The following is a 26,539-nucleotide window of genomic DNA, read 5'->3' as shown; positions in this document are numbered from 1 at the left end:
CCCTACCCCCTCAGGGCCCGCATGCGGGCGGTGTCCACGTGGCCCATCTCCCCCTTGATGCGGAAGATGAGAACCCCCGCCAGGAAGACGGCGGCGAAGGCGTCCAGGGCTACCCCCAGCTCCACGAAGAGGGGCAGGCCGTGGCTCTCGGAGAGGGCCAACAAGAAAACCCCATTCTCTAGGGCCAAAAAGCCCAACACCTGGCTGATGGCCTTCTTCCGGCTCACCATGGAGAGCATCCCCAGGAGGACCAGGGAGAGGGCCACCGGAACCCCTTGGGGCAGGGGGGCCTCCGGCAGGACAAAAACCGCTCCTACCCGAAAGGCCAAGGCTGTGAGAAGGCCTGCCAGAAGGAGGGAGAAGGAAACGGAAAGGTACCCTTCTACCTCGTGGCTCACCTCGAGGCGGTCCAGGAGCCAGAAGAGGTACCAGGGAATGGCCACCCCCTTGAGGACAAAAAGGGCCAGCCCCGCTAGCACGAAGTGGAGCTCCCCCTTGGCCAGTCCAAAGGAAACCAGAGCCAAGAGCACGTTCTGCAAGGCGTAAAGGCGGATGACCGCATCCAGGCTCCTGCGGCTCACCATCAGGAAGCCCGTGGCCAACACCGCCAGCACCAGCGTGTTCACAACTTCCATATCGCCCCCAAAAGCGCCAGCACCCCAAAGAGGGTGTTGTAGGAAAGAAAGTCGGGAAGCCTCAGGTAGCGGAGCTTCACCCCAAAGGTTTCCAAGTAGCCCAAGGCCAGCGCCCAGGCCAAAACCACCCCCATGAAGACCAAGACCTTGGGACCGGGAAGCAGGAGGGCCATGAGGCCCGCGTAGAAGAGCATTTTCACCGAGGCGGCCAGCTCGTAAAGGGCCAGCAAGGGCCCCCCGTGGTCCAGGAGCTGGGCCTCGTGGACCATGGTGAGCTCCAAGTGGGTGGTGGGATCGTCCACGGGCATCCGCGCCCCTTCCGCCAGCAGGGCCACCGCCAATGAGGCCAGCACCAGGAGGAGGACCAGGGCGTTCTCCGGCCCCAGCACCGGCAGGCCCGCTAGGCCTAAGCCCTCCCCCGCCAACGCCGCCGCTCCCAAGGCCATGAGGGTCCCCGGCTCCGCCAGGATGGTCACCAAGCCCTCCCGGTAGCTTCCCTGGGCCCCGAAGGCGCTCCCCGTGTCCAAGGCGGCCAGCATCTGGAAAAACCGCCCCAGGTTGAGGAGGTAAAGGGCCACCAGGAAGTCCCCGGCGAAGCTTAGGCCGGGAAGCAGGGGCAGGAAGAGGGCTGCGGCCAGGGCGCCCAAAAGGACTAAGGTGGGCCCCAAGAGGAAGACCGGGGTGCTGAGGCCAGGCCTCACCCAGGCCTTGCTCAGAAGCTTAGCCAGGTTGCGGTACTCCAGAAGGGGGCTTGCCTCCTGGCGGTGGGTGAGCCGGGCCTTCAGCCACTTCACGCTCCCGCTGAAGAGGGGGGCCAGAAGGAGGAACAAAAGCGCCGTCATAGGAGCACCACCCCCATCACCACCACCAGGGTGAGGAGCTGCAGGAGAAGGTAAAAGTGGAGGCTTCCCGACTGCAGGGCCTGCACCAGGCGGGTGGCCCAGCCAAACCCCTCCCCCACCCCCTGGTAAACCCGCTCCAGGGGCTCGTCCAGCTCTGGCCTCTCCCCCACCTTTAGGCGCAGGAAGGGAAAGAGGCGCAAAGCGGGCTCGGAGAAGCCCAGGGCGTTGGGCTGCATCCTGGGGGTCAGGGGTTGGAAGCCGCAGTCCCAGGTGCCGTAGGAGCGGCTGGGCCTGCGGTCAAGCCAGCGGTAAAGCCCGAAGGCAAGCGCCAGGAGGCCCCACGGGACCCAGCTGGGGTAAAGCCCCTGGCCCAGGGGGCGCAGGAACTCCTGCGGGAAGAGGCTCAGGCCCACAAGGATAACCGCCAAGACCAGGAGGCCGAACCTCATGCCCGGGCCCAGGTGCAAGGCTACGTTTCCTCGGGGTGCGCCCAGAAAGGCCAGCCCGAAAAGCCGCACGTAGAAGTAAAGGGCCAGAGCCCCCACCAGGGCCAAAGCCCCCACGCCCAGGGGGAGGAGGCCTGGGGCAAAGAGGAACCCCTGGTAGAGGAGCCACTCTGCGGCAAAGACCGCTCCGGGAGGCAGGCCCGCCCCCACCGCCATACCCAGCAAGACGAGACCTCCCAAAAGGGGCATCCGGTGCCAAAGCCCCCCCAGGCGGGAGAGCTGCCTTTCGGACAGGGCCCCCGAGCCGAGAAAGAGAAGCCCCTTGAAGAGGGCGTGCCCCACCTGGTGCAGGAAGAAAGCCCCCAGGAAGAGGACCTTCCCGGTGAGGAAGTACCCCCCCAGGGCGGCCAGCATGAGCCCCAGGTTCTCCACGCTGGAGTAGGCCAGGGCTCCCTTGAGGTCTTCCTCCGCCAGACCCCGTACCAAGGCGTACACCGCCCCGAAGAGCCCCAGGAGAACCAGGGCAAAGCCCACCCACACCGGAGGAGGACCGAACCAGGTTTGGGCTTGGAAGAGGCCGTAAAGGCCCAGCTTGGTCATGGCCCCAGAGAGCAAGGCGGAAACTGGGCTGATGGCCACGGGGTGGGCCCGGGGAAGCCAGAGGTGGAAGGGAAAAAGGGCGGCTTTGACGCCGAAGCCCACCAGGAGGCCCGCCCATATCCAGTCGGGTCCCAGTTTCCCCTGGCCCAGAAAAGCCAGGTACAGCCCGGCCCCGGAGAGGCGGCTGGCCAGGAAAAAGGCCCTGGCCCCTGCCTGGGCCTTGGGCCCCTCGAGGGCCACCAGGAGGTAACCCAGCAGGGCCATCCCCTCCCAGAAGAAGAGGAAGGGTAACCCAGGGGGCGCCTGGGCCACCCCCACCATGGCCAAGAGAAAGAGTGGCAACCAAAAGGCGTACGCCGGGGCCTCCTTGGGGTGGTGGCCCAGGTACTCGGGTACGTAAGAGGCAAGGGCCATGGTGAGCAGGCCCAGTAGGCGCAGAAAGACCCCGGCGGCGCTCCCATCCCCATACCACATGCCCCCCCCTGCCTGCACCAAGGTGGCCCCACCCAGCCCCAGCAGGAGGGCGTAGCCCCCGCTCCCCCAAGCGCGCAGGCCCACGAGGGAGGCCCCCACCAGGGCCAAAGCGCTGACCATCACCCCCTCGCTCACGCTTCCTCCTTCAAAGCGGCCAGGCGGTCCCTCTCGGCCTCCAGGTGCCGCGCGAAGATACGGCGCCCCAGATCCAAAAAGGCGTAGACCTCGGGGTCCCGCGGGCGGTAGTAGACCATCTGTCCCACTCGCCTAGCCTCCACCAGCCCCCTCTCCCTCAGCAGGGCCAGCTGGCGGGAAAGAGCGGACTGGGGCACCGAAAGCTCCCGCTGAAGGGAGGACACCGACCTCTCCCCTTCCCGAAGAGCGTCCAGGATGGCCAGGCGCAAGGGATGCGCCAGAGCCTTGAAGAACTCCGCCTTGTACCGGTGGAGGGCGCTAGGCAAATAGCCTCCTATGGTTATATGCGCATAGCCACATATCTATAACCTTAGGTCCCCCTGTCCCTTTCGTCAAGGCAAGCGGTGGTATCATGCCCCTCTAGCGGTCCACCATGAGCGCATCGGCCTTCCTCCTGCGCACCCGCGCCCCTGGCCCCCAAGAGGTCATCCTCCCCTTGCCCCAGGATCTTCCTGGCCAAAGGGTCTGGGACCTCGCCCTCTCCAAGAAGCCCCTGGAGGCCTACGCCCACCGGGGCAACCTCCTGGCCCGTTTTCACCTGGAGCCTGACGAGGTGCTGGAAGCCCGCTTCCGCCTCGAGGCCTCCCCCCTCCGCTCCGCCCCCCCTTGGCGGGACCTCCTCCTGCAGGAACCCCCCGAGGCCTGGCCGGGGATCCTGGCCCACCGGGGGCACCGGGTGGAGCGGGCCCTGGGCTTCCTCCTCTCGGGAAGGCCCCACGCCTGGTTCCTGGTGGACGGCCTCCCCCTGGACCCCCTCCTCTTCCAGGAACTGGGGGAGAACCCCGCCCGCCTCCTCCCCCTGGGGGTGGCCCCCGACCCTACCCTCTACCTGGGAGGACACGAGGGGAAGAGGCTTCTCCTCCTCCGCGCCCCCTGGCCCGGGGAGGCGGAACCTTCCTGGCAGGAGCTCCGCCCCCTGGGATGGGACCCCTTGCCCCTGGCCCGGGGTCTGGCCTTCGCGGCCCTGGGGCTTTCCGCCCTGGGCTTCCCCACCGGTCCTTGGCCCTACCTGCCCTATCTGGGACTTCTTGCCCTGCGCCAGGGAAGGCCCTTGAAAGAGCTTTTCCTGCGAAGCCCGCGCTTCGCTTTGGAAAGCCTCCTCTTCCACGCCTTCGCCCTTTCGGTAACCATCAACCCCAGGCCGGAGCTCGGCCTGGGGTACTTGGCCCTCTTCCTCTGGAACCGGCTCACGCCTTCTTCCGGAGCTCCTGGAGGATCTCCCGAAGAAGCTTGACCTCCTCCGGGGGCTCGGGCGGCGGGGGCGGGGCGGCCTCCGCCTCCTTCTTGAGGCGCTTTTGCACCTCCTGCATGGGCACCACCACCAGGAAGTAGATGGCCGCCGCCACCACCACGAAGTTCACCAGGGCGTTGATGAACTTGCCTATGGCCACGGGGCCCAGCTTGAGGGCGGAAAAATCCGGGGCACCCCCTAAGGCGCCGATGAGGGGGGTGAGCACATCCCCCACCAGGGAGTTCACCACCTGGCCAAAGGCCCCGCCGATGATCACCGCCACCGCCAGGTCCACCACGTTGCCGCGCATCAAAAAGTCCTTAAACCCTTTCAGCATAGCGCACCTCCCCAAACCCCATAAACCCAATGCATCGGGCCTCTCCATTATGCACGACCGTCCGGTGAAAACCCTGTTAAAATCGGGTCGTACCCCCGATGGGCCTCGAGGTGCTCAAAGCGTGGGGTTAAGGAGGTCAAGCATGGCCAAGGTGAAGCTGGAGCACGTGTGGAAGCGCTTCGGCAAGGTGGTGGCGGTCAAGGACTTCAACTTGGAAACCGAAGACGGGGAGTTCGTGGTCTTCGTGGGGCCTTCGGGCTGCGGCAAGACCACCACCTTGCGCATGATCGCTGGGCTTGAGGAGATCTCCGAGGGCAGGATCTTCATCGGCGACCGCTTGGTGAACGATGTCCCCCCCAAGGACCGGGACATCGCCATGGTCTTCCAGAACTACGCCCTCTACCCCCACATGAACGTTTACGAGAACATGGCCTTTGGCCTGCGCCTCCGGCGCTACCCCAAGGACGAGATCGACCGCCGGGTGAAGGAGGCCGCCCGCATCCTCAAAATCGAGCACCTTTTGAACCGGAAACCCAGGGAGCTTTCCGGCGGGCAGCGCCAGCGGGTGGCCATGGGCCGGGCCATCGTGCGGGAGCCCAAGGTCTTCCTCATGGACGAGCCCCTTTCCAACCTGGACGCCAAGCTCCGGGTGGAGATGCGCGCCGAAATCGCCAAGCTGCAAAGGCGCCTCGGGGTCACCACCATCTACGTGACCCACGACCAGGTGGAGGCCATGACCCTGGGCCACCGCATCGTGGTCATGAAGGACGGGGAGATCCAGCAGGTGGACACCCCCCTAAACCTCTACGACTTCCCCGCCAACCGCTTCGTGGCGGGGTTCATCGGCAGCCCCTCCATGAACTTCATTCGCGCCCGGGTGGAGGCCCAGGGGGACAAGCTTTACCTCACCGCCCCTGGCTTCCGGGTGCGGGCCAACCCGGTCTTGGCCCAGGCGGTTAGGCCCTACTCGGGCAAGGAGGTCTGGATGGGCATCCGCCCCGAGCACCTGGGCCTGAAGGGCTACACGGTGATCCCCGAGGAGGAGAACGTGATCCGGGGGGAGGTGGAGGTGGCCGAGCCCCTGGGGGCGGAGACGGAGATCCACGTGAGCGTGGACGGCACCGTCCTGGTGGCCAAGGTGGACGGCCACGCCCCGGTGAAGCCCGGGGACAAGGTGGAGCTTCTGGCGGACACCTCCCGCCTGCACGCCTTCGACGTGGACACGGACGCCACCATCGGCCACGCCCAGGAGAAGGTGGCGGTGGCCCGCTAAGCACCCCGCCGCGGAACAAGCCGCGCGGGGGCCTTAGAAAGGGTTTGCCGATGACATAGCCTTCGTCCGCGGGCATCCGGTCGCAAAGCGGAAGGGGCGGGAAGGAGGCTCCCCGCCCCTTATCATGGAGGGGTGAGCGGGTTTGCCAAGCCCTTTGTCATCGGCATCGCCGGGGGAACGGCCAGCGGCAAGACCACCCTGGCCCGGGCCTTGGCCCAGGCCTTGGGGGAGCGGGTGGCCCTCCTGCCCATGGACCACTACTACCGGGACCTCACCCACCTCCCCTTCCCCGAGCGGCTCAAGCTGAACTACGACCACCCGGAGGCCTTTGACCTCCCCCTCTACCTCGCGCACACCCGGGCCCTGCTCCTGGGGCAGGCCGTGGACATGCCCGTCTACGACTTCAAGGCCTACACCAGAAGCCCAAAGACCGAGCGAATCCTGCCCGCCCCGGTGGTGATCCTCGAGGGCATCCTGGTCCTCTACCCCGAGGAGCTCCGGGCCCTCATGGACCTCAAGGTCTTCGTGGACGCCGACGCCGACGAGCGCTTCATCCGGCGGCTTATCGGGACGTGGAGGAGCGGGGGCGCAGCCTGGAGAGCGTGGTGCGGCAGTACCTGGAAGGGGTGAAGCCCATGCACCTGGCCTTTGTGGAGCCCAGCAAGCGGCATGCGGACGTGATCCTGCCCGGTGGGGGGCAGAACCCCGTGGCCCTGGAGATGCTGAAGGCCAAGGCCCTGGCCCGCCTGGCGCAGATGGGGGTGGCATGAAGCGCCTCCTGAACCTCCTGATCCTCCTGGCCTTGGCGCCTTCCCTCCTCGCCCTCCTGCCCCGTCTGCGGGCGGAACACCCCGGCCCCGTGGTGCTCCTCATGGACGCGGAAGCCCTGCGGGAAGAGGCCCGGGCCCAAGGGAAGGACCTCCTCGCTGTCCTGGAGGCCTACCGGCCCCTGGGCGTGGAAGGAATAGCCTTCCCCGAACGCTTCGTCAAAGACTGGGTGGCCCAGGGGGCGCTCCTTTACCGGACGGGCCGGGAGCTCTTGGAGGCAGGCCTCCCCGCCAAGCCCAGCTGGTACTACCTGAAGGGGGAAGCCTGGCTCCTGGACCTCCTGGCCCAGGCCTACGACCTCCCCACGGAGCGGCTCGGCCCCTGGCTCGGCTTTCCCCTGGACGTCCAGGCCTTCCCCGCCTTCTACCCCTTGAGCGAGATCCAGGCCGCCAAGGAAGCTGGGGTTTTCGTGGCGGTCCGCCCCATCAACCAGCGTTACCGGCGCCTGGACCCCTCCTTACCCATTGTTCCCAAGGAGGCGGATGCCGTGGTCTTCGCCGGCCTCGAGGCCCTGGGCTACCCCTACCGCCTGGAGGAAGCCCGAGAGCTGATACCGGTGCCCGTGGCCCTCATCGAGGGCACTCCCCAGCCCGGCCTCGCCGCCTTTCGAGACAAAGGCATCCTCCGCCTTTTCAGCCTCCGCTACGAGTGGCAGCTCACCCTAACCCCCGAGGAGGCCGCGGACAAGTACGTCCTGGCCGCCCGGGAGCGGGGCCACCAGCTCCTCTACCTCCGGCCCTACCCCTACCGCCAGGACACGGAGCGCCTTCTCCAGCGGATCCAGGAGGGTTTAAAGGCCAGCCACATCCCCCTGGGCCACCCCCAGCCGCGGGCGTTTACCCCAAGCCCCCTGCGCCTGGCCGCCTGGGTGGGGGTACTCGCGGGCCTCGGCCTCCTGGCCCTGGGCCTGCCCGTCCACGGACCCCTGGTGGCCTTGCTGCTCCTCCTCCTCGCCCTGGGCTATGCGGGGGGCCAGGCGGGCGCCCTCCTGGCGGCGCTGGTCTTCCCGGTCCTGGGCTTCCTGGGCCCTAGGAACGGCCTTTGGATGTGGCTCCGCACCCTGGGCTACGCCCTGGCAGGGGCGGTCTTCCTCTCCGCCTTGGGCTCCCGGCCGGAGACGGTCCTAGGCCTGCAGGCCTTCCAGGGGGTTTCCCTCACCCTCCTGGTACCCCCCCTCCTGGTGGCCTTCAGCTTCCTGGAGCGCCACTACAAGGAGGCCCTCACCCGCCTCTTCCTCCACCCCTTGCGCTTGGGAGAGGTGGCCCTCGCGGCCCTAGCCCTCCTCCTCCTGGCCCTGGCCCTCCTGCGCCGGGGAAACGACGCTCCGGTGGTGCCTGAGCTGGAACTGAAGCTCCGAAGCCTCCTGCAGGACGTGATGGTACGCCCCCGCTTCAAGGAGGTCTTCGGCCACGCCCTTTTCCCCCTAGCCCTCCTCCTCCCCTGGCCCAAGTGGGTGCAAAACGGCCTTCTCTTCCTGGCCGCCTTAGGGGTGGCCTCCATCCTCAACACCTTCAGCCACTTCCATACGCCCCTTGCCATCTCCTTCTTCCGGGTGGTGAACGGGGCGCTTTTGGGCCTCTCCCTAGGGCTTCTTGGGGTTATGCTGGTAAGGAGGCTTCGGGCATGGTGGTTGGGGTAGCGGGGTACTACGGGTTCAAGAACGCGGGAGACGAGGCCATCCTCGAGGCCATCGCCCGGGAGCTCAAGGCCCGGGGCCACCAGGTGCTGGCCCTCTCGGGCGACCCCAAGCGAACGGCGGAAGCGCACGGCATCCGGGCCGCCCACCGCCTGAACCCCTTGGCCCTGCTTCAAGCTGACCTCTGGCTTCTGGGGGGCGGCGGCCTCCTGCAGGACGCCACCAGCTCCCTTAGCCTCCTCTACTACCTCTCCGTCCTTCGGGCCGCCCGCTTTTTCCGCAAGCGGGTGGTGGTCTTCAACCAGTCCTTGGGACCCCTCTCCCCCTGGGGAGAAAGGCAGGTCCAGCGGGCCCTCCGGGGCATACCCCTCATCCTGAGGGACCAGGACTCCCTAGACTACGCCAAGCGCCTGGGCCTTCCCGCCACCCTAGGCGCCGACCCCGCCCTCCTCCTCACCCCCCCGCCGGTGAAGCGGGAGGAGGACCTGGTCCTGGTCATCCCCAGGGCGGGGGTGGAGCCCGAGGCCATCAAGAACCTCTACATCACCGCCAACCACCTCTTCCACGAGGGCAAGCAGGTGCTGGTCCTCCTGCTCCAGCCCGGCTACGACGACGCCATCGCCAAGGAGTTTTACCTGCACCGCATCGAGGCCACCTCGGACCCCAGGCGGGTCCTCTACCTGGCCGCCCAGGCGGGGTACGTGATCTCCATGCGCCTGCACGGGCTCATCCTGGCCGCGGCCGCCGGCACCCCCTTCGCCGCCCTTTCCTACGACCCCAAAGTGGCCGCCTTCGCCAAGGAGACCGGGGCCTACTACCAGGAGCTCCCCGGGGACCCCATCAAGCTTTCCAAGGCCGCCATGTACGGCCGCTACCCCGACTGGGAAAAGGTGGCGGCCCTGAAGGAAAGGGCCCGGCAGAGCTTTGACCTGGCCTTAGGGGAGGCCAGCCTGGTCAAAAAGACCCACGGACGCGGTTCAAGCGGTCCCTAAGCCCACGGGCGAAGGCCTCAAGGTCAGAAAGGGCTTCCTCCACCCCCTGCCTTAGCAGGAACTCCCCTGGGGAAAGGCGCTTGAGCACGAGAAAGGGAGGCTGGGAGAGCACCTCCACCCCTTGGCGCACCACCTCGGGGATGAGGCCTTCCTCCAAGGCCTCCGCCTCCAAATCCGCCAGCAAAAACACCTCCCCCAGGGACTTGCGAGCAAGCATAAGGAGGAAGGCGGCGAAGGCCCCGCGCTCGGAAAGCTCGGCCACCAACCGGTCCTCCAGGGACTCCACCGCCTCGAGGTCCACAAAGCCTTCCCGAAGAAGGTCCTCCAGGTCCAAGGGCGAAAGGGGAAAGCGGGCCTTAAGGCGCACCAGGCGGCTCACCGCCTCCGGGGAAAGGTATCCCACTCCCTCCGGCACCCCTTCCTTCTGGGACTCCGGCGCCAGGATGGCCACGTACGCCCCCTGCTGGCGGTAGGACTTGAGCAGGCCGGGCTCCCCCTCCCCGGGGCGCAGCAGCACCAGAAGCACTTGGCGGCGCCCCAAGGGGGCCTTGTACACCCAAGGGGGGCCGCCTTCTAGGAGGAAGCCGAGCCGCCTCAGGTCCTCGGTAACCCCAGGGGGCTCCAAGGCCCTTTGCGGCTCGTTGGGGAAAAGCACCTCCTTAGGATAGGGGGTCACCCGCACCCGCCGCTTCTCCGGCTTGGGATCCCCTGCCTCCTTGGGGTCCTTCCCGGAAGCAGCTGGCCTCGCCTCCCGCCTCTCGGGCTGGGCAGGCTCCCTGGACTCCGCCTGCCCGAGCCGGGGGAGGCCCCTAGGGGTGGCCTTAAGCTCCACCTCCTCCCCGCGGAAGTGGAGGAGGATGGTCTCGTTCACGGCCAGGCGACGCTTTTGATAGTAAGGCAGAAGCCCCCGCACCACCCCCTGTTTCCAGTCCACTTCCACCTCGTACACCTCCCCGTCCTCGTCCACGAAGCGCACCCGCTCCTTGCCGAGGAGATGCTGGCGGAGGGAGACGGTTAGGGTCATGGTTCCCGTTTGAATACAGGCGCTGGTTAACACATAGCGTGCGGTCATATCACCTCCCGAGGTCCACCAAGGGACGGGGAATCCCTGAAGTGAGCATATAATACACCTCATAGGCCACAGCAAGGGTGCGCTCCACATCCCCAAGGGCCCGGTGGGCTTCCCTGGGAGGGAGCTCCAGGACCTGGGAAAGAGCATCCAGGCCGTAGCGCCTGAGGCCAGGCATGGCCCTTTTAGCCAGGCGGAGGGTGTCCACCACCGGGTTCTCCAAGGAATAGCCCATGCCCTCTAGGGCAGGCCGCAGGAATCCCAGGTCAAAGCTGGCGTTTTGGATGACCAAGGTGGCCCCCCGCAAGAGGGGGTAGGCCTGCTCCAGAACCTCCTCGAGGGAAGGAGCCTCCTCCAGCTCCCAAGCGCGAATCCCCGTAAGCCTCTCGATAAAGGGGCTGGGAGGGCGGCTTGGGCGCACCAGGCTCTGGAAGCTTTGGCGCTCTCCCTGCTCCAGTCGCACCAAGCCCACCTCGATCACCTCGTTAAGGCCAGGGGAAAGCCCGGTGGTCTCCAGGTCCAAGACCACCACCGCTTCCCCAGGATGGGGAAAAGGGTAGTGCCACTCCCAAAGCTCCACCTCCTCCCCTAAGCGGAAGCGCCCATCCAAAAGGGGCCGCACCACAGGTTCCACCGGACCCCTTAGCCCTAGGGCTTCCCCCAGGGCGGGAAGGGGCAGGGGCCTGCCCTCGGCCCTAAGCCTTCGGGCCAGGCGGGTGGCCAGGCGGTGGCGGAAAAAGGCATCCACTACAAAGCCTCGCCCAAGGGGGCACGAAGGAAAGCCCGGTCGGTAGCCTCCTCAAAAGCCAAGGCCGCCTGCAGGAGAAGTTCATCCCTCGCCCAAGGAGCGAAAAGCTGTAGACCCACGGGAAGTCCATCCTCAAAGCCAGCGGGGAAGGACAAGGCGGGGAGGCCCGCCAGGTTCGCCCCCACGGTGTAGAGGTCCTCCCGGTACATGGCCAGGGGATCGGGCCGGCCTCCCAGGGGAAAGGCGGGATGGGGGGTGGTAGGGAGGAGAAGAAGGTCCACCTCCTGGAAAAGGGCCTGGGCCTCCGCCTTAAGCCGCTTGCGGAAGGCTTGGGCCCGGCCGTAATAGGCCTCGTAGTACCCGCTGGAGAGCACGAAGGTGCCCACCAGGATGCGGCGCTTCACCTCGAGGCCAAATCGGGCCCGCGTCTCCTCCACCACCCGCCAAAGCTCCTCCCCCTCCGCCCGGAACCCGTAAAGGGTCCCGTCGTAGCGGGCCAGGTTGGAGCTGGCCTCCGCAGGGGCCAGGATGTAGTAGGCGTTCAAGGCCAGGGGGAGGGAAGGCCAGGACACCTCCTTCACCTGAAGGCCAAGCCCCCGGAAAACCTCCAAGGCCCGCCGCAAAGCCCCCTCCACCCCAGGGCTATTCCCGGAAAGGGCCTCCCGCACCACCCCAAGCCGCAAGGAGGGCAAGGGCTCCGCCAAGGCTTCCTGAAACCGGGGCCTAAGGTCCAGGCTGGTGGCGTCCAGGGGATCAGGACCGGAGATGGCGTCCATGATCAGGGCGAGATCCCGCACCGAACGGGCCATGGGGCCGATCTGGTCCAGGCTCGAGGCGTAAGCGATGAGGCCGTAGCGGCTTACCCGGCCATAGGTGGGCTTAAGGCCATAGATCCCGCAGAAGGCCGCAGGCTGGCGCACGCTCCCCCCGGTATCCGACCCTAAGGCCAAAGGGGCTAGATCCGCCGCCACCGCCACCGCGCTTCCCCCGCTGGACCCCCCGGGCACCCGGGTGGGGTCGAAGGGATTCCGGCTGGGGAAAAAGGCGGAGTGCTCGGTGGAGGAACCCATTCCGAACTCATCCAGGTTGGTTTTGCCAATGACCAAGGCGCCAAGGGCCTTGAGCCGGGCCACCGCCGTGGCCTCGTAAGGGGGCACAAAACCCTGTAAAAGCCGGCTTCCCGCCGTGGTAGGGATTCCCTTGGTGACGATGTTGTCCTTAACGGCCACGACAAGCCCCGCAAGGGGAAGGGAAGGGTCCAGGGAACGGGCCTCCTCCAGGACCCCCTCGTTTACCGTGAGGAAGGCTCCAAGGCTTGGGTCCAAGGAGCGGATCCGCTCCAGGTAAACCTGGGCCACCTCCAGGGGAGATACCTCCCCTTGCGCCACCTTGGCGCGGATCTCGTGGGCCAACATGCCCCTACTATAGCCCGAAGTGGAGACCAAGCCAGTCCCGAAAGCCCGGGTAAGCCTCCTCCCCTCCCCTAGGCAAATAGGTGACGTCCCCGGGTTCGTGGCGGAACCAGGTGTACTGCCTTCTGGCGTAGGCCTTCACCGCCCGGATATCCCGGGCCAAGGCTTCCTCCAGGCTGTACGCACCCTGGAGGTACCCCACCACCTCCTTGTAGCCGATGGCCTGAAGGGCGGTCGGCATGGTGGGGTACTGCTCCCACAGGCGCTTCACCTCCTCCACTAGACCCTGGGCGAACTGGCGCCTGGCCCTTTCCTCCAGCTTGGGGAAAAGCCAGGTGCGCTCGGGCCAGAGAACCAGTTTCTTGTAGGCGAACCGGGGTGAGCGAAGGGGAAAGCGGACAGGGGGCGTTCCCGTGCGCCTTAGCACCTCCAAGGCCCGCACGAGCCGCCTGGGGTTTCCATCCACCCGCAGGGCATCCTCCGGACTAACCCGGGAAAGCTCGGCCACCAAGGCCTCAAGACCCCTTTCCTCGAGCTCCCGCCAAAGGGCCTCCTGGACCTCTGGATCGGGCGGGGGCAGGGTGGGAAGCCCCTGGGAAAGGGCCCGGATGTAGTACCCTGTCCCCCCGACCACCAAAGGCACCCTCCCCCGGGCCAGGATATCGGCGATGGCCGCTTCCGCCAGCTCCACCCAGCGCACCACGCCCAGGGCCTCGGAGGGCTCCAGGATGTCCACCAGGTGGTGAGGAACCCTTTGCCTTTCCTCTCGGCTGGGCTTGTCCGTGCCGATGTCCAAGCCCCGATAAACCATGGTGGCGTCGGCGGAAACCACCTCGAGGGGAAGCTCCTCTCCAAGCCTCAAGGCCAGGAAGGTCTTCCCGCTCCCCGTGGGGCCCGCCAAGACGGGGATCGCCTCCACATCCCTTATGCTAAGGGCATGCTGGAGCGCCTAGACCGCCTGGAGACCCTGCGCAAGCTGAAAGAGCTACAGGAGCGCATCGCCGAGCTGGCCTACCAGCTCACGGGAGAGGAACCCGCCGCCTGGACTCCTAAGGTGGACCTCCTCGAGGACGAGGATCACTACGTTCTCCTCGTGGACCTCCCTGGGGTACGCCCCGAGGATTTGGAGCTTCTGGAGGAGGGAAGCCGCGTCACCCTAGCCGGGATCCGCCATCCCCTGCCTGGGGTCTACCTCCTGGAGGAACGGCCCATGGGCACCTTCCGACGCACCCTGGACCTACCCGGCCCCATCGAGGAGGGCACCGCCCAGGCAAGCCTGCGCCAGGGGGTACTGGAGGTACGGTTCAAGAAGCGCAAAGGGGCCCCCCTGCCGCTCTCTCAGTAACGAACCTGGTGGCAGGCTCGGCAACGGGGCTCGTAGTGCTCCTGGGCCCCCACCAGGATCACGGGATCCGTGTAGCGGGCGGGCTTTCCATTTACCAGGCGCTGCGTGCGGGTAGCAGGGGCCCCGCACCGGGCGCAGATGGCCGTAAGCTTCTCCACGAACTCAGCCCGGGCCAAAAGCTCGGGCATGAGGCCGAAGGGCTCACCCCGGAAGTCCAAATCCAGCCCCGCCAGGATCACCCGTACACCCTGGCGGGCCAGTTCCTCCGCCAAGGGGAGAAGGCCAGCATCCAAAAACTGGACCTCGTCCACCGCCACCACCTGGGGCAAGGAGGATAGGTACGCCTCGATTTCCCTGGCCTCCCCAACAGGGATGGCCTCCACCCTCTGGCCATCGTGGCTCACCACCTGGCTTTCGTGGTAGCGGGTGTCCAGCCTGGGCTTGAACACCAAAACGCGTTGCCGGGCGATGAGGGCCCGCCTGACCCTGCGGATGAGTTCCTCGCTCTTGCCCGAGAACATGGGCCCGGTGATCACCTCAATCCAACCCTGACGATGCAGTACCGGGGGCATCCTGGCCCAGATTCTACCCGGGCACAGGGTATCCTTTCTCTAAAATGGCGGCCTTGGACCAGCTTCGGAGGATGCCGGAGGAAAGCTTTGAGGGAAAGGCCATGGCCTTTCCTTGCCAACTCCCCCCTTAACCCCCACGAAGGAGCCCTGGCCCACGCTTATGAAGGGTAGCCAGCGGAAGGAGCGATCTTAGGGAAGGGGGGGAAGGGGGGACGATAAAAGTAGGTGGGCCTGCCCTACTCCTCATAGAAGTGCTGGGAATAAGCCAAAGGATGCCACCACGGGAAACCCTGTTCCTGACCTCAACCACGGAAGCGGCGAGGCCTTAAAGGCCTCGCCGTAGACCACAAACCTGCCCTTACCGTCCCTTGCGGTAGGAATCCCCGTAGCGGCGCTGGAAGCGCTCCACGCGGCCTTCCGTGTCCACAAAGCGCTGCTGCCCCGTGTAGAAGGGGTGGCAGTTGCTGCAAACTTCCACGTGGATCTCCGGGCGGGTGGAATAGGTGTGGATGACGTTGCCGCAACCGCAGATGATGCGGGCGGGAACCAGCTTGGGGTGGATGCCTTCCTTCACGTTTCGCCTCCTTTCGCACGGTCTTGGCCGTGCGCAAAACCATCTCCTACTCTACCAGGACCCCGGGGCATTCCGCAACCTCAAGGCGGGGGCAGGCGACGCCACCTGGGTCCGAAGAGGCGCCGGCGTAGCCGCTCCCAGGCCATCCAGAACACCCCCACCCCCACACCTAAGACCGCCAGGAACCAGAGAATCCCCAAAACCCCAAGCCCCACCAGGGCGAGAAAGAGGAGGAGAAGGGGCAGGTACCAGGGAAGCCTCACGCCTTCACTTTACTCCCTAACTGGACTAGAATAAAGGATGCCCCAGGACAGGGGGGCGGTCGCGCCCGGGAGCCGAACCTCCCGGGTGAGGAAAGTCCGGGCACCATAGGGCAGGGTGCCAGCTAACGGCTGGGCGGGGTAACCCGACGGAAAGTGCCACAGAGAAAAGACCGCCAGCGGCCAGGCAAGGCCTGGTGCGGGCAAGGGTGAAACGGTGGGGTAAGAGCCCACCGCGCTTCCTGGAAACAGGGGCGGCACGGCAAACCCCACCCGGTGCAAGGCCCAATAGAGGGGAAGGGCTTGCCCGGCCCGCCATAACTGTCACGCGTCACGCTTTGAGGTCAATTTGCGTCACTTTACAGGTCAATTTGACTGAGTGCAGTCATGTTTGCGGTTCACAAATTGAGTGTCTATGCAACGCAGGGTTGAGCCAGATAATGTAGCCCCCGCCCACCCCCTGTGGGAGCGGCTGCGGGGGCTCATCAGGCGCTAGAGGACGAAGACGGGGCGGGCTGTTCGGGATGCGTTACCCGTGCGGCTCAAATCCAGTGTTGCTGCACCTGCATTCACCGAAGACCCCCATGAGCCCCTCGTAGCCAAACGCGTGCCGTAGGGGCGTACAGTCAGTATGCCTTTGAAGCCGGTTGGGGGCAGAATCAGCAAACTGCGGAGTATGCTCGGAACGCTAACCCCGGTATCTACGGCCACGTTAGCAAAAGAACTTTGCGCAAAGTCCTCATCGGGAGCAGAGTCGTCCCATCCTGCTGGAGGGGACTTTCGGCTGGTGCGCAGGATGGGGGTCCCTAGGTTTTGGGCAACCCCGTCCTCGCTGTAGTTGGCGTTTAGGGGCACGTCGAGCTTCAGCGTCCCCGTGGTGCCAGGCGCAACGAGGGATCCGTCCGGCAGGATGGCGTGCCATGTTTCCCCCGTCAACGAAAACGAAACCTGTATCTCGCCATTAGCCAGGCGGAGGCCACCAACCCATTGCATGGGGCTAACGAGATCCGCTACGCCCCATGCTGTGCCATCGTGGCGCCACGTGAGGGGGCCGGATCCAGTCAGGTGTAGGTGGTCACCCACGGCCTCCCCCGGAGCCCGCCCGTCAATGCGCACCGCCGTTTCCCACGGTGCCTCGTGCGAGCGGCCCCACTGGGTGTTTCCGCGCAGCACATCCTGTCCGCCGTTTTGCTTCCAGTGCAGGAGCATGATGGCGGCAAACTCGGCGTTGGTCATGAGGTGCCAGCCCGGCCCCGCGGCCTGGGCGGCGGCTGCGGCGTTCGCGAAGGTGGTGGGCGTGGGTGCTACACCCGGCACGCTCACCAGCTCCCCCTGGGAGATAACCCCGGGGTACATCCCAACCCAGATTTCCGATTTGGTCTCCCCGTCAACCACGAACGCCGGGTGGGGGCCGGTGCCCAACGACGGGTCAATGTCCTCCAAGTTGAAGCGGGGGATGCGCCGCAAGAAGACGGGCTGCCCCTTCTTCGTGTACATCACCGTGCAAAGCCCACCACTGGCCGCTTCTACTGCTTGCCTAAGGGAGTCCTTCACCGAGAAAATCATCCTTCACCTCCTTGTTCCCCCTGAAGGGGGAGTCCGAAAAGCCGCACCTGCACCAGCTCAAGGTTGAGGGGGGCCATGCGGTATTCGTAGGCGGGCGTCCGCACCTCCTGCCCCTCCTCGTCCTCGTACACCTGCTCCCCCGCGGGGACGGCCTCGAGGGGCCGCCCGGGCAGGAGCACCTCCGCCCCCAGCCAGTCGGTGGCCTCGAGGGTCGGGGCGCCGTCCGCCCCCGCGTAGACCGCCACCCTGCAGGACTCGGGCCCCGAGAGGGCCTCGAGGTCCAGCTCCAACCCCCCGATGCGCAGGAGGCTCCCCTCCAGGGCCACCTCCCAGCACCTCCCGCCGCACACCCGTTCCACCACCATGCTCACCTCCAGTTGGTCTCCACCGCCATCCAGCGCACCACGATGTCGTCGGCGGTGCCGCGGTTTTCAAGGGTGAAGGCGTTTTTGGTCTTACTCGTGACCACCAGGTGCACCCGCCCCAGGTCCGAGGCGCTCTCCACGTGGAGGAAAACCTCGTAATCCGTGGAGGGCATGGGGTAGGGCAGGGCCACGGTGAACGCGGGCAGGACGGGCGGGAACCAGGTGGACGGGGTGGCCACCACCCGCACGTCCGTGATGGTGCCCGCGAAGGTCGCCCCCGTGTCCCCGGCGGGCACCGTCACCCGGGCCAGGGGCAGGCCCCCCTCCGGGGCCGAGGTGCCTTCCACCAGGTAAGGATCGCCTTCGTTGGTGAGGTAGAGGGTGTACGTCTTGGCCGAGGTACCGGGGTTGGTGGGCACGGCGATGGCGTTGGGGCGGGCCTCATACCGCCTGCGCATGCCGCCCTGGACCGCGCTCCCGGCGGCGATGGAAAGGGACCGCCCTGTGCCGATACTCACCTGCAGCCCCTCAACCACGTACTTCCGCGGGATGTAGGCCCGCCCGGTTTGAATGCCCCGTTGCCGCAGGTCCTGCAGGCCCCGCCACGTGCCCGCCGCCAGGTCCAGGGCGGCGGCGCCCAGGGTGGCGGCGGCGCGGAGGGCGGCGCGGTCCCGTAGGGCGTACTGGGCCATGATGCGCGCGAAGGGGCCTACCTCAATGATCTCGTTGGTGGCCGAGCGCACTAAGCCCTTGGAGCTCGTCTTCGGTATCGTCCCCCCGCCCGACTCGATGGTCTCCGCGGGCTGCCAGTCGTCGGCAAGCCCCTGAGACGCCAAAAACTCCAGGATGTCTTCTATCGCAGGCATGCTATCCTCCTACACGCTCTCCACGCTCACTTCCAGCCGATCAACGAGGGTCAGGCCCACCTCGAGGTCCACCGGATCCCGGGTGCGGCGGTAGAGCATGACCCGGTTGCCATTCTGGTCGCGCCCAAAGAGGCCGATCTCTCTCAAAGTCCGGGTCCCGTGCCCCTCCCAGGCCAGGGCGTACTCAAAGATGGCCTTGCCTCCCTCCAGGCGCTTGGAGATGAGGGTGGTGTAGACCGGATTGGTCAGGGCAGAGGCGCTTGGGGCCCCGGAAGTGCCCCAACCCGCCTCCACCACCATCTCCATGAGCCTGCGCAGGAGCTGCTCCCGTGTGTAGCTGGTAAACATCTAGATATCCACCTCCCCAAAGGGCGGCGCGTAGCCCCGCCACCGCTCCTGTCCATCGCCCTCCAGGTGCAGGCGCGCCCACGCCACATCCCGCTCCCCGCCCTCAAAGGGCCAGCCGTCCAGAGGCGGGGCGTACAGCCTGCGCTGCCCGGGCAGGACGCCCAGCACCGCCCGCCCCTCTCCCCTGCCCTCCCCCCACCAGACGGGGCGGGCGGGGATGGGGCCCCATGTGCGCCTAGGTACCGGTGCGGTCAAAATCCCACCTCCCCGAAGGACCAGCCGTCGAAGGCTGGGGAGCGGAGGTTCCGCCCCTCCGCCCAGGCCTCGAGGCTCATCCCCCCCAGCAGGGACACCCGCTGGACCTCCCCGAACACGAAGTGGCCGAAGGCGCCGTAGTCTTGGGGCCAGGTGCGCGCCTCGTGCTGGAGCCGGATGTGGCGAATGTCCTCGGCCCGAAGCTCCACCCCCCGCAAAACGGCGTGGGCAGGCTTGAGCTCCGCCACCACTGCCCGCAGATAGGCCCGCTCCCGCGCCTGGAAGGGCCCCTGGGGCCAAATGCGGAGGAGGAACTCGGCCCACGCGGGGCCTGTGAAGGCGCCCTCGTAGTCCCCAAAGTGCCAGGTGCCGTCAAAGAAGTTCTCGAACGGCCCCTCGATTACCTGGGCGCGGACGCCCAGCCGGGCCAGCTCCCGCTCCATGCCCGGGCGGGTGCCTGCCCAGCGCCACCAATCCATCGCCCCGATGACCCGGGCACGCCAGGACTCGAGGGGCTCATCAGGGGGCAGGCGGCGGATGGCGCGGGCGCGGGCGTGCTCCCCAAGCCCCTCCTCCGAGGCGCTCTGGGGGAAGGCCTCGGCCACGAGGCGGAAGAGCTCCTCCAGGAGCCTCCCCTCCAAGCCCCCCAGCATGCGCACCATCCCGTCCGCCGCCCCGCCCTCCCGGGGGTAGCGCCCCGGGGGCAGGAGGGAGAGGAGGTGGCGGTAGGCGGCTTCCTGCATGGGGTTCATGCGGCCTCCACGAGGATGTTCCCGGGCACCAGCAGGGCGTCGCGGGCCACGGGCACGGGGCCCGCGGGGCTCAGGACCTCCACCGCCACCAGGCCGCCGAAGTCGTGCAGGTGGTCCATGAGCCGGGAGGGCCAGAAGGCCTCCCCGATGCCCAGGCTGTGGACGAAGAGCCGGGCCCGGTCTTCCCACACCCCTAAGGGCGGGGCGCCGGGCTCAAGGTGCAGGCGGAGGTGGAGGTGCAGGGGGATGGGGGTGGGGGCACGCACCAGGGCGTTCACCGTGAGGGGGCGGCGCTCGTCCACCAGGGCCTGCACCCGGGCGAGGAGCCCCGGGGACGGCAGGCCCTGGGCCGGGGCCACCACCACGTCCACGGTGCCCTGGCCCCGGGGGTGATCGTCGATGACCACCACCTTGCGCACCTCCGGGTCCTCGAGGGCCCAGCTCATGTAGGCGTGGTAGGTGCTCCCCCGCCCCAAGGCGGGCCAGGAGAGGATGCACCGGGCCCGTAGCTCCTCATCGGTTTCGCGGTCCAGGCCGGGCTCCACCACCTCCAGCACCTCGAGGGCCTCCACCCCCGGCACCACGGTCACGGGCTGGAGGCGGGTGCCCGCAGGCAGGTTGTAGCGGGAGCCCACGGCCTCGGCGAGAACCTCCACCTCGGCCCCCGGGGCGAAGGCCCCCTCCGCCCGGTAGCGGAGCTCCCCCACCCCGAAGAGGGCCCCCGGGGGGAAGGCGCCGGGGGCAGAGGCCTCCACCCGCACCCGCAGGCGGGCGGCCCTGGCCTCCTTGCGCTCCAGGCCCAGGCCCCGGGCGTGCTCGTCCAGCCAGGCCCCCGTGGCCGTGGTCACGAAGAGCTGGGGCAGGAGGGCCCGCAGGGTGGCCCGCACGTCCAGCCCCACCTGGGCGGCCAGGCGCAGGTAGGTGCCGAAGGCGCTGTACGCGTCCGGGTTCCGCACGGGGAAGCCCTCGGGGAGAAGCCGGAGGAGCTCCTCCGTGGCCTCTTCCAGGGTGGGTACGGGCAGGTCAGGCATCACGGCCTCCTCAGCAGGAGCTCCAGAACGCCCTCGGCCAGGGTAAGGCGCAGGCGGAGCGCCCTGGCCCCGTCATAGGCCGCGGGATCCTCGGCCCACTCCGAAGCCGCCTCCCGCACCCGGGCGTCCTCCAGGCAGGTGAGCTCGGCCTCCTGCTGGAGCTCGGTGAGGGTGAGCTCGTCCGCGGGAGCGGCCACGAACTCGGGCACCCGGCTCCCCTCCGCGGGGAAGGCCCAGTGGCTCCCCCGCGGGGAGACCAGGCGGGCCAGAAGGTCCTGGCGCACCACTTCCATCCCCTCGGCCAGGGCCGCATCCCCCCTGGGGGTGAAGGCGAAGTCGCCGTCCTGCCAGCGCCAGTCCCGGTACACGGCTCACCCCGCGAAGACCTTGGAGGAGCCCCCTATGATCTGGCCCACGGCGGCCCCCACCTGCACCGGGTCCCCCACCCGGGCCACGGGAGGCCCGCCCCCGGCCAGCTCAATGCGGGGGGCGTCCACCTGCACCACGGCGGTGCCCCGAAGCTCCACGGTGCCGTCAGGCTTGAGGCGCAGGAGCACCCCGGGGGCCGCCTGGGCCTCGATCTCCCCATCCGGCTTCAGGCGCACCCAGGTGTCTCCGTCCTTGCGGATGAGGTACTCCCCGGGGGCCACCTGGGCCACCGCCCGCCCTTCGGAGAGGACCCCGTCCACGTAGGGGTAGGCGGGGTTGCCCTCGTAGTAGGCGATGCGGACCAGGGTCCCGGGCTCGGGCAGGGCGTAGACTCCCCGGCCCTCCCGCCCCATCCAGGGCACGTCCAGGGGTACGTCCCGGATCTCCGGAGGACGGGTGGGGTCAGGCCGCCCGTCCGGGGTGAGGGGTTCCACGTCCACGCTGTAGCGCACCTCCCCCGGGGGACCTGCCACCCCCGCCTGGGAGCGCACCCTGAGGACCCTGGCCTTGTGGGGCAGGTGGGTGCGGTGGCCGAGCTCGGGCCAGAGGGCTTCCACCAGCCTGCGGAGGGCGTGCAGCAGGGCTTCTGCTCTCATGCCACCACCACCTCGTGGTAGGCCTCCTGGGGGGTGAGGACCAGGCGGTGCTCCACCACCTGCCCCTCCCCTTCGGGGGCCCCCAGGAGCCTGCCGTCCGCCCAGGCTCCCTCCCGCCGGGGGTAGCGCACCCGGTGCAGGAGCCGGAGGGCGGGCAGGGGGGCGGTCTTCAGGTAAACCGCCCTCCCCAGGGGACGCACCTCAGCCACCTCCTCGTCCAGCCGGTGGAGGACGCTGGCGTGGGGGCTGGCCTCCCGGGGGCCGATGTAGAGGAGGCCGCCATCCAGCTCGTGCATCACGGCCTCATAGCCCCAGGCGGCCAGGACCATCTCCACCCCCTTGTAGGCGGGCACCGCAGGTAGGGTGTAGTGGCGCTTCCGGTGCCGGGGCAGGCGCTCCAGGTACCTCCCCCCCACCTCCCCCGCCAGGTAGCCGATCACGTCCTGGGCGAAGGCGTCCTGGAAGGCCTGGGGCCGCACGGGCCTGCGCCACTCGGGCAGGCCCCAGCAGACCCGCTCCAGGGGTCCCGTGCGCCCCCGCACCTCCCCCTGGAACAGGGGCCCTTCCAGCTCCAGGCGCACGCTCCCCCCCACGGGGGCGTCCACCCCGCCCAGGAGGAGGGAGCGCCAGGGGGCGTGCAGGCCTTCCCAGAGCTCCACCCGGGTGGGCTCGCCGTAGGGCGTCTTGGGCTTGGGCAGGTGCACCAGCGTCACCGGCCACCTCCCACCAGGCCCAGGGCGGCCTGCTGGCCCTGGACGAAGGCCTCCACGTACCTCGGGGGCTTGGGCTCTTGGGGCGGGTTGCGCTTGGCCTGGGCACCCTCCTTGGGAGGCCCGGCCACGGGGCCTTGGATCGCCCCCTGCAGGCGGGCCTCCTCGGCGGCGTTGGCCTCCTTGAGGGCCTCACGGGGCTCGGTCTGGGTCAGCTCCAGCACGGCGTAAAGCCCTTCCTCTCCCCCCTCCTCCCGGGTGACCAGGCGGGCGAAGAGGGCCTTCTCCACCCCACGGGCCGCCAGGTGGGGGTGGACCACCCGCAGGGGCTCGGTCTTGCTCTTGGCGAACTTGGCCTGGAGCCTGCGGGCTTCGGCCAAGGGGTCGGGTCCCGCCAGCCGCAGGGTGAGGCGCACCCGAAAGTCCCGGTACCCCCGGAGGACGTGCACATCCCCCGCCTTCCCCTCCCGGGGGAGGCTTTCCACGCTGTTCTCCCCCTCCACCTCCACGCTCACCACCACCCCGGGCATTTCCTCCCCGTCCAGGCGGAGGCGGTCCCCTGTGGCGAAGCGCAGGTAGGGCATCAGGCCTCCTCCAAGTAGGGCACCATGAGGCGCTTGAGGGCCTGGAGGAACTCGTCGGCGTCCCGCACGGAGGGGAGTTCCAGGCGCTCAATGCGCACCACCTGCACCACCCGGCCCTCGCCCTTGCGCCCTTCCCCTCTATCCGGGGCCTGACCGCGGGCGGCGGCCGCAGGGGAGGGAGGTACGAGAGCCTCCAGGGTGGGAAGCTCCGGCATCTCCACCGCAGGCCGCAGCACGGGAAGCTCCGGCAACCGGGGACCTGCCACCTCCGGCATCTCCAGCCGCGGCAAACGAGGTATCTCCACCGCAGGACGCACCGGGGGAAGCTCCGGCATCTCCACCGCAGGCCGCAGCACGGGAAGCTCCAGCTGGGGAACAGGGGGTACCAGGGCCTGCACCGCCCGGGCCACCGCGGGGGCCGCGCCCTCCAGACCCACCGCCATCCCCAAGGCGGTCATGGCCCCAATCTCGGCGAAGACCCGGCTGGGGGAGCGGATGCCCAGGAGGTTCCGGAGGGCGGTGATGGCCTTACCCCCCAGCTCCTTCACGGCGTTGACGGGGGCCATCGCCAGGCTCAGGATGCCCTGGGTGAGCCCCTGCACGATGGCCCTGCCCGCCTCCAGGAACTGGCCCGCCAGCCCCCGCACGAAGGCCAGGGCCTGGCCCAAGGCCCCCTTTAGGGCGTCCCACACCACAGCCCCGAGGCGGAGGGGGAGGGAGAGCAGGGTGCGGAGGGCCTGCCACCCCTGTTCCGCAAAGGCCAGGGCCAGTCGGAAGTCCCCTTGGAAGAGGGCCTTTAGGGCGTTGATGCCGGAAACGACCGTGGTCCTAAGGAGGTTGAAGACGGTCTGGGCCGCCGTTACCAGGCCCTGCCAGGCCCTTCCCAGCCCCTCCCCCAGCTGGGCCAGGGCGGGGAAGCGGGCGCTGGCCGCCTCCCACAGGAGGGCCAGGGCGTTCAGGGCGGTGTCCACCAGGATGCCCCCCACCCGGATGGGGACGGAGAGGACCGCCCGCAGGCCGTCCCACACCCGCAGGGCCCCCTGCCGGGCCCGGTCCAGGTCCAGGGTGAAGAGGCCCACCACCAGGTCCACGAAGCCCCGCAGGAGACCCACCAGGCCCATCAGCCCCTCCCCCAGGACCGGGGCCAGGCGGAGGGCCAGCCCCTGGATCAGCCCGAAGAGGAAGCCGAGGCCGTAGAAGACCCCGTAGAGCACCCGGTCCAGGGCCTCGGGGATGACCCCGAGGGAAGCCTGGACGGCATCCCCCAGGGGGCGGAAAAGGCCCGCCACCGCCTGCGCCACGGCCCTCATCTCGGCCAGGGCGGGGGCGAAGGCGGCCCGGAGGCCGGCGAAGGTGTCCTGGATGCCCCGGCGGAAGGCCTCGGAGTGCCGCCAGGCCTGGACCAGGGCGTAGCCCACTCCCGCCAGGAGGGTGGCGAAGAGGCCCAGGGGGTTGAGGAGGAGGGCCCGCCCCAGGAAGAGCACCCCCCGCCCCGCCAGGAAGGAGGCCCGCTGGAGGGCCAGCAGGGCGCCCCGGGCCAGGCCCGCAGGCCCCCCCAACGCGGCCAGCTGGAACCGGAGGAGGGAGAGGCCCAGGCTGAAGAGCCGGATCTGGCGCCCGGCGCTCTCCAGACCGCCCCGGAGGGCCAGGAGGCCGAGGCGGGCGTTGGCGCTGGCGAAGCCGATGGCCCCCAAAAGGGTTACAGCCAACCCCCCCACCACCAGGAGCCCTCCTAGGGCCGCACTCACCCCCACCACGGCCGCCCGAAGGGTGGGGAAGCGCTCCAGGAGGTCCGAGGCCCGGTTGAGGAGATCGGTAAGGCGCTGCACCACGGGAGTCACGATGGGCAGGAGGCTGGAGCCCAGGGTGATCCAGATACGGTCTAGGGCGTTTCTGAGCAGGATGAGGGCATTCCGCAGGGTGGCGCTCCGGTTTTGGAACTCCTGGAGGACGCTACCCGTGTAGGCCGCCGGGTTGGCCACCAGGCCGAAGGCCCGCTCCAGGGTGCCCAAGGAGCCCACCAGCTTGGCGATGTCGTCGGCGTACTCCATACCGAAGAGGTCGGAAAGCACGGTGAGCTGGTCGGGCACCGCCCTGAGGCGGCGTAGGAAGTCCATGATGGCCCCGGCGGCGTCCCGCCTCAGGGCCTGCTGGAGGCCCGTGGCCGTGAGCCCCAGGCGGGCCAGGGCCGCCTGAAAGGCCTTGGGCTGGGCCGGGGCGGTGGCCAGGCGCTGGAAGAGGGCGTTGAGGCCGGTGGCGGCCACCTCGGGGGCGGTGCCGAGGGCGAGGAGGCTCGCGGAGAAGGCCGCCACCTGCTGCCCGGTGAGGCCCAGGAGCTTCCCCGTCCCCCCTACCCGGCGGAGGACCTCCAGGATCTCCGGGGCGGTGGCCGCCATGTTGTTGGAGAGGTGGTTCACGGCGTCCGCCAAGCGCATGACCCCCTCCTGGCTGAGCTCCAGGACGTTGCGGAGCTTGGCCAGGGCGTCCCCCGCCTGCCCGGCGGAGATGCCAAAGGCCACCCCCACCCGGGCCGCGTCCTGGGTAAAGCGGACCAGCTCCTGCATGGGGATGCCCGCCTGGCCCGCGGCGGCGGCGATCTCCGTGAGCTCCCTGGCGGTCATGGGGATGACCCGGGTGAGGCCCAAAAGCTCCCGCTGGAGGGCCATGAGGGCGGGGGCGGGGGCGTCCACCACCTTGCGCACGTCGGCGAAGGCGTCCTCAAAGTCCATCGCCGCCCGGGTGGCGAGGACCAGGGGCGCGGCGAGGGCCGCCCCGGCCCCGGCCACGGAAAGGCCCGCCCCCAAGCGTTGCAGGGCGAGGTCCGCCCGGCGGGAAAGCTCCTCCACCTTACGCAGGCCCTCCCCCACCCGGCCCAGGGGACCGGTCATGCGGTCCACGAGGTCCAGCATCACCTGGAGGCGGAAGAGGGCGTTCACAGCTTCCTCACCGCCACCTGAGCCCGGTCGGGCTCCTCCAGGTTCACGACCACGCCCTCCACCTCCTGCCGGGCCGGGGTCCAGAAGACCCCCCGCACCCGGTAGAAGCGGCGGGCGGGGGCGTAGTGGGCCTTTAGGAAGGCCTCGGGGTCCAGGTACTTCTCCCGGATGAGGTCCACGTTGCTCCCGGGCCAGAAGTCGGCCTCCAGGGGGGCCCGCCGCACCTCAAAGTGGAGGTGGGCGAGGTACGGCCTGGCCGGGTCCCCCTTGCCGATGGCCCCCACGGGCTCGCCCGCGAAGAGGTAGTCCCCCTCCCGGGCCACCCGGAAGAGGAGGTGGGCGTACTGGGTCCAGAAGCGCCCGAGGCCGGGGAGGTCGTGCTCCAGCAGGACCACGTGGCCCCAAACCCGGTGGAAGGCGCTGTGGACCACCCGCCCCTCAGCCACGGCCACCACCGGGTAGCCCAGGTCGGCGTCCCCAGAGGTGCCGGAGAGGTTGAGGTCCACCCCGGGGTGCTGGTGAGGGGCGAGGCCCTGGGCCTTCCGCCACTCGGGGTAGCGGGGGTCCAAAAACCCCGCGTCCACGCGGTTTTTGTCTGGAGAGGGCGGGAGGGGCCAGAGAACACGCATACG

The 26,539-nt window shown here is 68.5% G+C and carries 30 protein-coding genes, 1 other RNA gene and 1 pseudogene; 7 read left to right on the top strand and 25 right to left on the bottom strand.

Annotation, left to right across the window (positions count from 1 at the left end):
• Positions 1 to 2: 2 nt before the first annotated feature.
• Genes L1087_RS06890 through L1087_RS06875 form a run of 4 tightly spaced genes read right to left on the bottom strand, consistent with a single transcriptional unit; the run spans position 3 to position 3,458 of the window.
• Positions 3 to 635, bottom strand: coding sequence for a hypothetical protein (locus L1087_RS06890; RefSeq protein WP_234558230.1), 633 nt, complete (start codon positions 633 to 635; stop codon positions 3 to 5).
• The gene (locus tag L1087_RS06885) at positions 623 to 1,477 is read right to left on the bottom strand and encodes a respiratory chain complex I subunit 1 family protein (protein ID WP_234558229.1); all 855 of its coding nucleotides are present in this window, start codon (positions 1,475 to 1,477) and stop codon (positions 623 to 625) included. The genes L1087_RS06890 and L1087_RS06885 overlap by 13 nt, the downstream gene beginning before the upstream one ends.
• Complete coding sequence (locus L1087_RS06880) at positions 1,474 to 3,132, bottom strand: proton-conducting transporter transmembrane domain-containing protein (protein ID WP_234558228.1); 1,659 nt, start codon at positions 3,130 to 3,132, stop codon at positions 1,474 to 1,476. Before L1087_RS06880 ends, L1087_RS06885 begins: the two co-directional genes overlap by 4 nt.
• Positions 3,129 to 3,458 (bottom strand): ArsR/SmtB family transcription factor, encoded by a 330-nt coding sequence (locus L1087_RS06875; protein ID WP_234558227.1) that lies wholly within the window; start codon positions 3,456 to 3,458, stop codon positions 3,129 to 3,131. Before L1087_RS06875 ends, L1087_RS06880 begins: the two co-directional genes overlap by 4 nt.
• 107 nt (positions 3,459 to 3,565) lie before the next feature.
• On the opposite strand from L1087_RS06875, the gene L1087_RS06870 reads away from it, so the two are divergent.
• On the top strand, positions 3,566 to 4,426 hold the full coding sequence (locus L1087_RS06870; protein WP_234558226.1) for a hypothetical protein: 861 nt from the start codon (positions 3,566 to 3,568) through the stop codon (positions 4,424 to 4,426).
• Here the strand turns inward: L1087_RS06870 and mscL are convergent.
• Positions 4,380 to 4,760: a large conductance mechanosensitive channel protein MscL gene (gene mscL / locus L1087_RS06865; RefSeq protein WP_038042274.1), complete on the bottom strand. Its 381-nt coding sequence runs from the start codon at positions 4,758 to 4,760 to the stop codon at positions 4,380 to 4,382. The genes L1087_RS06870 and mscL overlap by 47 nt on opposite strands.
• 142 nt (positions 4,761 to 4,902) lie before the next feature.
• Here mscL and L1087_RS06860 point away from each other — a divergent pair, with 142 nt between their 5' ends.
• From L1087_RS06860 to csaB, 4 genes and pseudogenes are all read left to right on the top strand, one after another.
• A complete protein-coding gene (locus tag L1087_RS06860) occupies positions 4,903 to 6,033 on the top strand; it encodes an ABC transporter ATP-binding protein (protein ID WP_135260762.1) in 1,131 nt (376 codons plus the stop codon).
• Positions 6,034 to 6,165: 132 nt separating this feature from the next.
• A pseudogene (gene udk, locus L1087_RS06855) lies at positions 6,166 to 6,803 on the top strand (uridine kinase).
• On the top strand, positions 6,800 to 8,500 hold the full coding sequence (locus tag L1087_RS06850) for a DUF5693 family protein (protein ID WP_234558224.1): 1,701 nt from the start codon (positions 6,800 to 6,802) through the stop codon (positions 8,498 to 8,500). The pseudogene udk and the gene L1087_RS06850 overlap by 4 nt, the downstream one beginning before the upstream one ends.
• Complete coding sequence (gene csaB / locus L1087_RS06845; protein ID WP_135260765.1) at positions 8,485 to 9,489, top strand: polysaccharide pyruvyl transferase CsaB; 1,005 nt, start codon at positions 8,485 to 8,487, stop codon at positions 9,487 to 9,489. The genes L1087_RS06850 and csaB overlap by 16 nt, the downstream gene beginning before the upstream one ends.
• Here csaB and L1087_RS06840 read toward each other — a convergent pair.
• From L1087_RS06840 to miaA, 4 genes are read right to left on the bottom strand one after another with little or no spacing between them, the layout of a single operon-like run.
• Positions 9,452 to 10,561 (bottom strand): hypothetical protein, encoded by a 1,110-nt coding sequence (locus L1087_RS06840; protein ID WP_234558222.1) that lies wholly within the window; start codon positions 10,559 to 10,561, stop codon positions 9,452 to 9,454. The genes csaB and L1087_RS06840 overlap by 38 nt on opposite strands.
• 1 nt (position 10,562) lies before the next feature.
• Positions 10,563 to 11,306: a 3'-5' exonuclease gene (locus L1087_RS06835; RefSeq protein ID WP_135342911.1), complete on the bottom strand. Its 744-nt coding sequence runs from the start codon at positions 11,304 to 11,306 to the stop codon at positions 10,563 to 10,565.
• On the bottom strand, positions 11,306 to 12,721 hold the full coding sequence (gene gatA / locus L1087_RS06830; RefSeq protein ID WP_234558220.1) for an Asp-tRNA(Asn)/Glu-tRNA(Gln) amidotransferase subunit GatA: 1,416 nt from the start codon (positions 12,719 to 12,721) through the stop codon (positions 11,306 to 11,308). Before gatA ends, L1087_RS06835 begins: the two co-directional genes overlap by 1 nt.
• 7 nt (positions 12,722 to 12,728) lie before the next feature.
• Positions 12,729 to 13,637, bottom strand: a complete 909-nt coding sequence (miaA, locus tag L1087_RS06825) for a tRNA (adenosine(37)-N6)-dimethylallyltransferase MiaA (RefSeq protein WP_234558219.1) — start codon at positions 13,635 to 13,637, stop codon at positions 12,729 to 12,731.
• A gap of 18 nt (positions 13,638 to 13,655) precedes the next feature.
• Here miaA and L1087_RS06820 point away from each other — a divergent pair, with 18 nt between their 5' ends.
• Positions 13,656 to 14,063, top strand: a complete 408-nt coding sequence (locus L1087_RS06820; protein WP_135260770.1) for an Hsp20/alpha crystallin family protein — start codon at positions 13,656 to 13,658, stop codon at positions 14,061 to 14,063.
• On the opposite strand, the gene L1087_RS06815 is transcribed toward L1087_RS06820, so the two are convergent.
• The 3 genes from L1087_RS06815 to L1087_RS06805 form a co-directional block, all read right to left on the bottom strand.
• Positions 14,057 to 14,635 (bottom strand): thymidine kinase, encoded by a 579-nt coding sequence (locus tag L1087_RS06815; RefSeq protein ID WP_234558218.1) that lies wholly within the window; start codon positions 14,633 to 14,635, stop codon positions 14,057 to 14,059. The genes L1087_RS06820 and L1087_RS06815 overlap by 7 nt on opposite strands.
• 358 nt (positions 14,636 to 14,993) lie before the next feature.
• The gene (gene rpmE / locus L1087_RS06810; protein ID WP_015717326.1) at positions 14,994 to 15,209 is read right to left on the bottom strand and encodes a 50S ribosomal protein L31; all 216 of its coding nucleotides are present in this window, start codon (positions 15,207 to 15,209) and stop codon (positions 14,994 to 14,996) included.
• An 80-nt stretch (positions 15,210 to 15,289) separates the two neighbouring features.
• Complete coding sequence (locus L1087_RS06805; protein ID WP_038042263.1) at positions 15,290 to 15,472, bottom strand: hypothetical protein; 183 nt, start codon at positions 15,470 to 15,472, stop codon at positions 15,290 to 15,292.
• A 54-nt stretch (positions 15,473 to 15,526) separates the two neighbouring features.
• On the opposite strand from L1087_RS06805, the gene rnpB reads away from it, so the two are divergent.
• An RNA gene (gene rnpB / locus L1087_RS06800) (RNase P RNA component class A) lies at positions 15,527 to 15,876 on the top strand.
• A gap of 85 nt (positions 15,877 to 15,961) precedes the next feature.
• On the opposite strand, the gene L1087_RS06795 is transcribed toward rnpB, so the two are convergent.
• From L1087_RS06795 to L1087_RS06730, 13 genes are read right to left on the bottom strand one after another with little or no spacing between them, the layout of a single operon-like run.
• Complete coding sequence (locus L1087_RS06795) at positions 15,962 to 17,035, bottom strand: hypothetical protein (RefSeq protein WP_234558217.1); 1,074 nt, start codon at positions 17,033 to 17,035, stop codon at positions 15,962 to 15,964.
• A complete protein-coding gene (locus L1087_RS06790; protein WP_234558216.1) occupies positions 17,032 to 17,400 on the bottom strand; it encodes a hypothetical protein in 369 nt (122 codons plus the stop codon). Before L1087_RS06790 ends, L1087_RS06795 begins: the two co-directional genes overlap by 4 nt.
• A gap of 2 nt (positions 17,401 to 17,402) precedes the next feature.
• Positions 17,403 to 18,266, bottom strand: a complete 864-nt coding sequence (locus tag L1087_RS06785) for a hypothetical protein (protein WP_234558215.1) — start codon at positions 18,264 to 18,266, stop codon at positions 17,403 to 17,405.
• Positions 18,267 to 18,275: 9 nt separating this feature from the next.
• Positions 18,276 to 18,614 (bottom strand): hypothetical protein, encoded by a 339-nt coding sequence (locus L1087_RS06780; protein ID WP_234558214.1) that lies wholly within the window; start codon positions 18,612 to 18,614, stop codon positions 18,276 to 18,278.
• Positions 18,615 to 18,869: a hypothetical protein gene (locus tag L1087_RS06775; protein WP_234558213.1), complete on the bottom strand. Its 255-nt coding sequence runs from the start codon at positions 18,867 to 18,869 to the stop codon at positions 18,615 to 18,617.
• Positions 18,866 to 19,621 carry a phage tail protein gene (locus L1087_RS06770; protein ID WP_234558212.1) on the bottom strand — a complete coding sequence of 252 codons (756 nt, stop codon included), beginning with the start codon at positions 19,619 to 19,621 and terminating at the stop codon, positions 18,866 to 18,868. Before L1087_RS06770 ends, L1087_RS06775 begins: the two co-directional genes overlap by 4 nt.
• On the bottom strand, positions 19,618 to 20,652 hold the full coding sequence (locus tag L1087_RS06765; protein ID WP_234558210.1) for a baseplate J/gp47 family protein: 1,035 nt from the start codon (positions 20,650 to 20,652) through the stop codon (positions 19,618 to 19,620). The genes L1087_RS06770 and L1087_RS06765 overlap by 4 nt, the downstream gene beginning before the upstream one ends.
• Positions 20,652 to 21,020, bottom strand: coding sequence for a hypothetical protein (locus tag L1087_RS06760; RefSeq protein ID WP_135260260.1), 369 nt, complete (start codon positions 21,018 to 21,020; stop codon positions 20,652 to 20,654). The genes L1087_RS06765 and L1087_RS06760 overlap by 1 nt, the downstream gene beginning before the upstream one ends.
• A gap of 3 nt (positions 21,021 to 21,023) precedes the next feature.
• Positions 21,024 to 21,677, bottom strand: a complete 654-nt coding sequence (locus tag L1087_RS06755; protein ID WP_234558208.1) for a hypothetical protein — start codon at positions 21,675 to 21,677, stop codon at positions 21,024 to 21,026.
• Positions 21,674 to 22,390: a hypothetical protein gene (locus L1087_RS06750; RefSeq protein WP_234558206.1), complete on the bottom strand. Its 717-nt coding sequence runs from the start codon at positions 22,388 to 22,390 to the stop codon at positions 21,674 to 21,676. Before L1087_RS06750 ends, L1087_RS06755 begins: the two co-directional genes overlap by 4 nt.
• Positions 22,387 to 22,971, bottom strand: coding sequence for a hypothetical protein (locus L1087_RS06745; protein ID WP_234558204.1), 585 nt, complete (start codon positions 22,969 to 22,971; stop codon positions 22,387 to 22,389). Before L1087_RS06745 ends, L1087_RS06750 begins: the two co-directional genes overlap by 4 nt.
• Positions 22,971 to 25,907: a phage tail tape measure protein gene (locus L1087_RS13200; RefSeq protein WP_326490707.1), complete on the bottom strand. Its 2,937-nt coding sequence runs from the start codon at positions 25,905 to 25,907 to the stop codon at positions 22,971 to 22,973. The genes L1087_RS06745 and L1087_RS13200 overlap by 1 nt, the downstream gene beginning before the upstream one ends.
• On the bottom strand, positions 25,904 to 26,536 hold the full coding sequence (locus tag L1087_RS06730) for a M23 family metallopeptidase (RefSeq protein ID WP_234558203.1): 633 nt from the start codon (positions 26,534 to 26,536) through the stop codon (positions 25,904 to 25,906). The genes L1087_RS13200 and L1087_RS06730 overlap by 4 nt, the downstream gene beginning before the upstream one ends.
• Positions 26,537 to 26,539: the final 3 nt, after the last annotated feature.

Source organism: Thermus tengchongensis (genome assembly GCF_021462405.1).
Taxonomy (GTDB): domain Bacteria; phylum Deinococcota; class Deinococci; order Deinococcales; family Thermaceae; genus Thermus; species Thermus tengchongensis.
The sequence above is the reverse complement of the archived record's forward strand: the minus strand, read 5'-3'. Positions and strand labels throughout refer to the sequence as shown.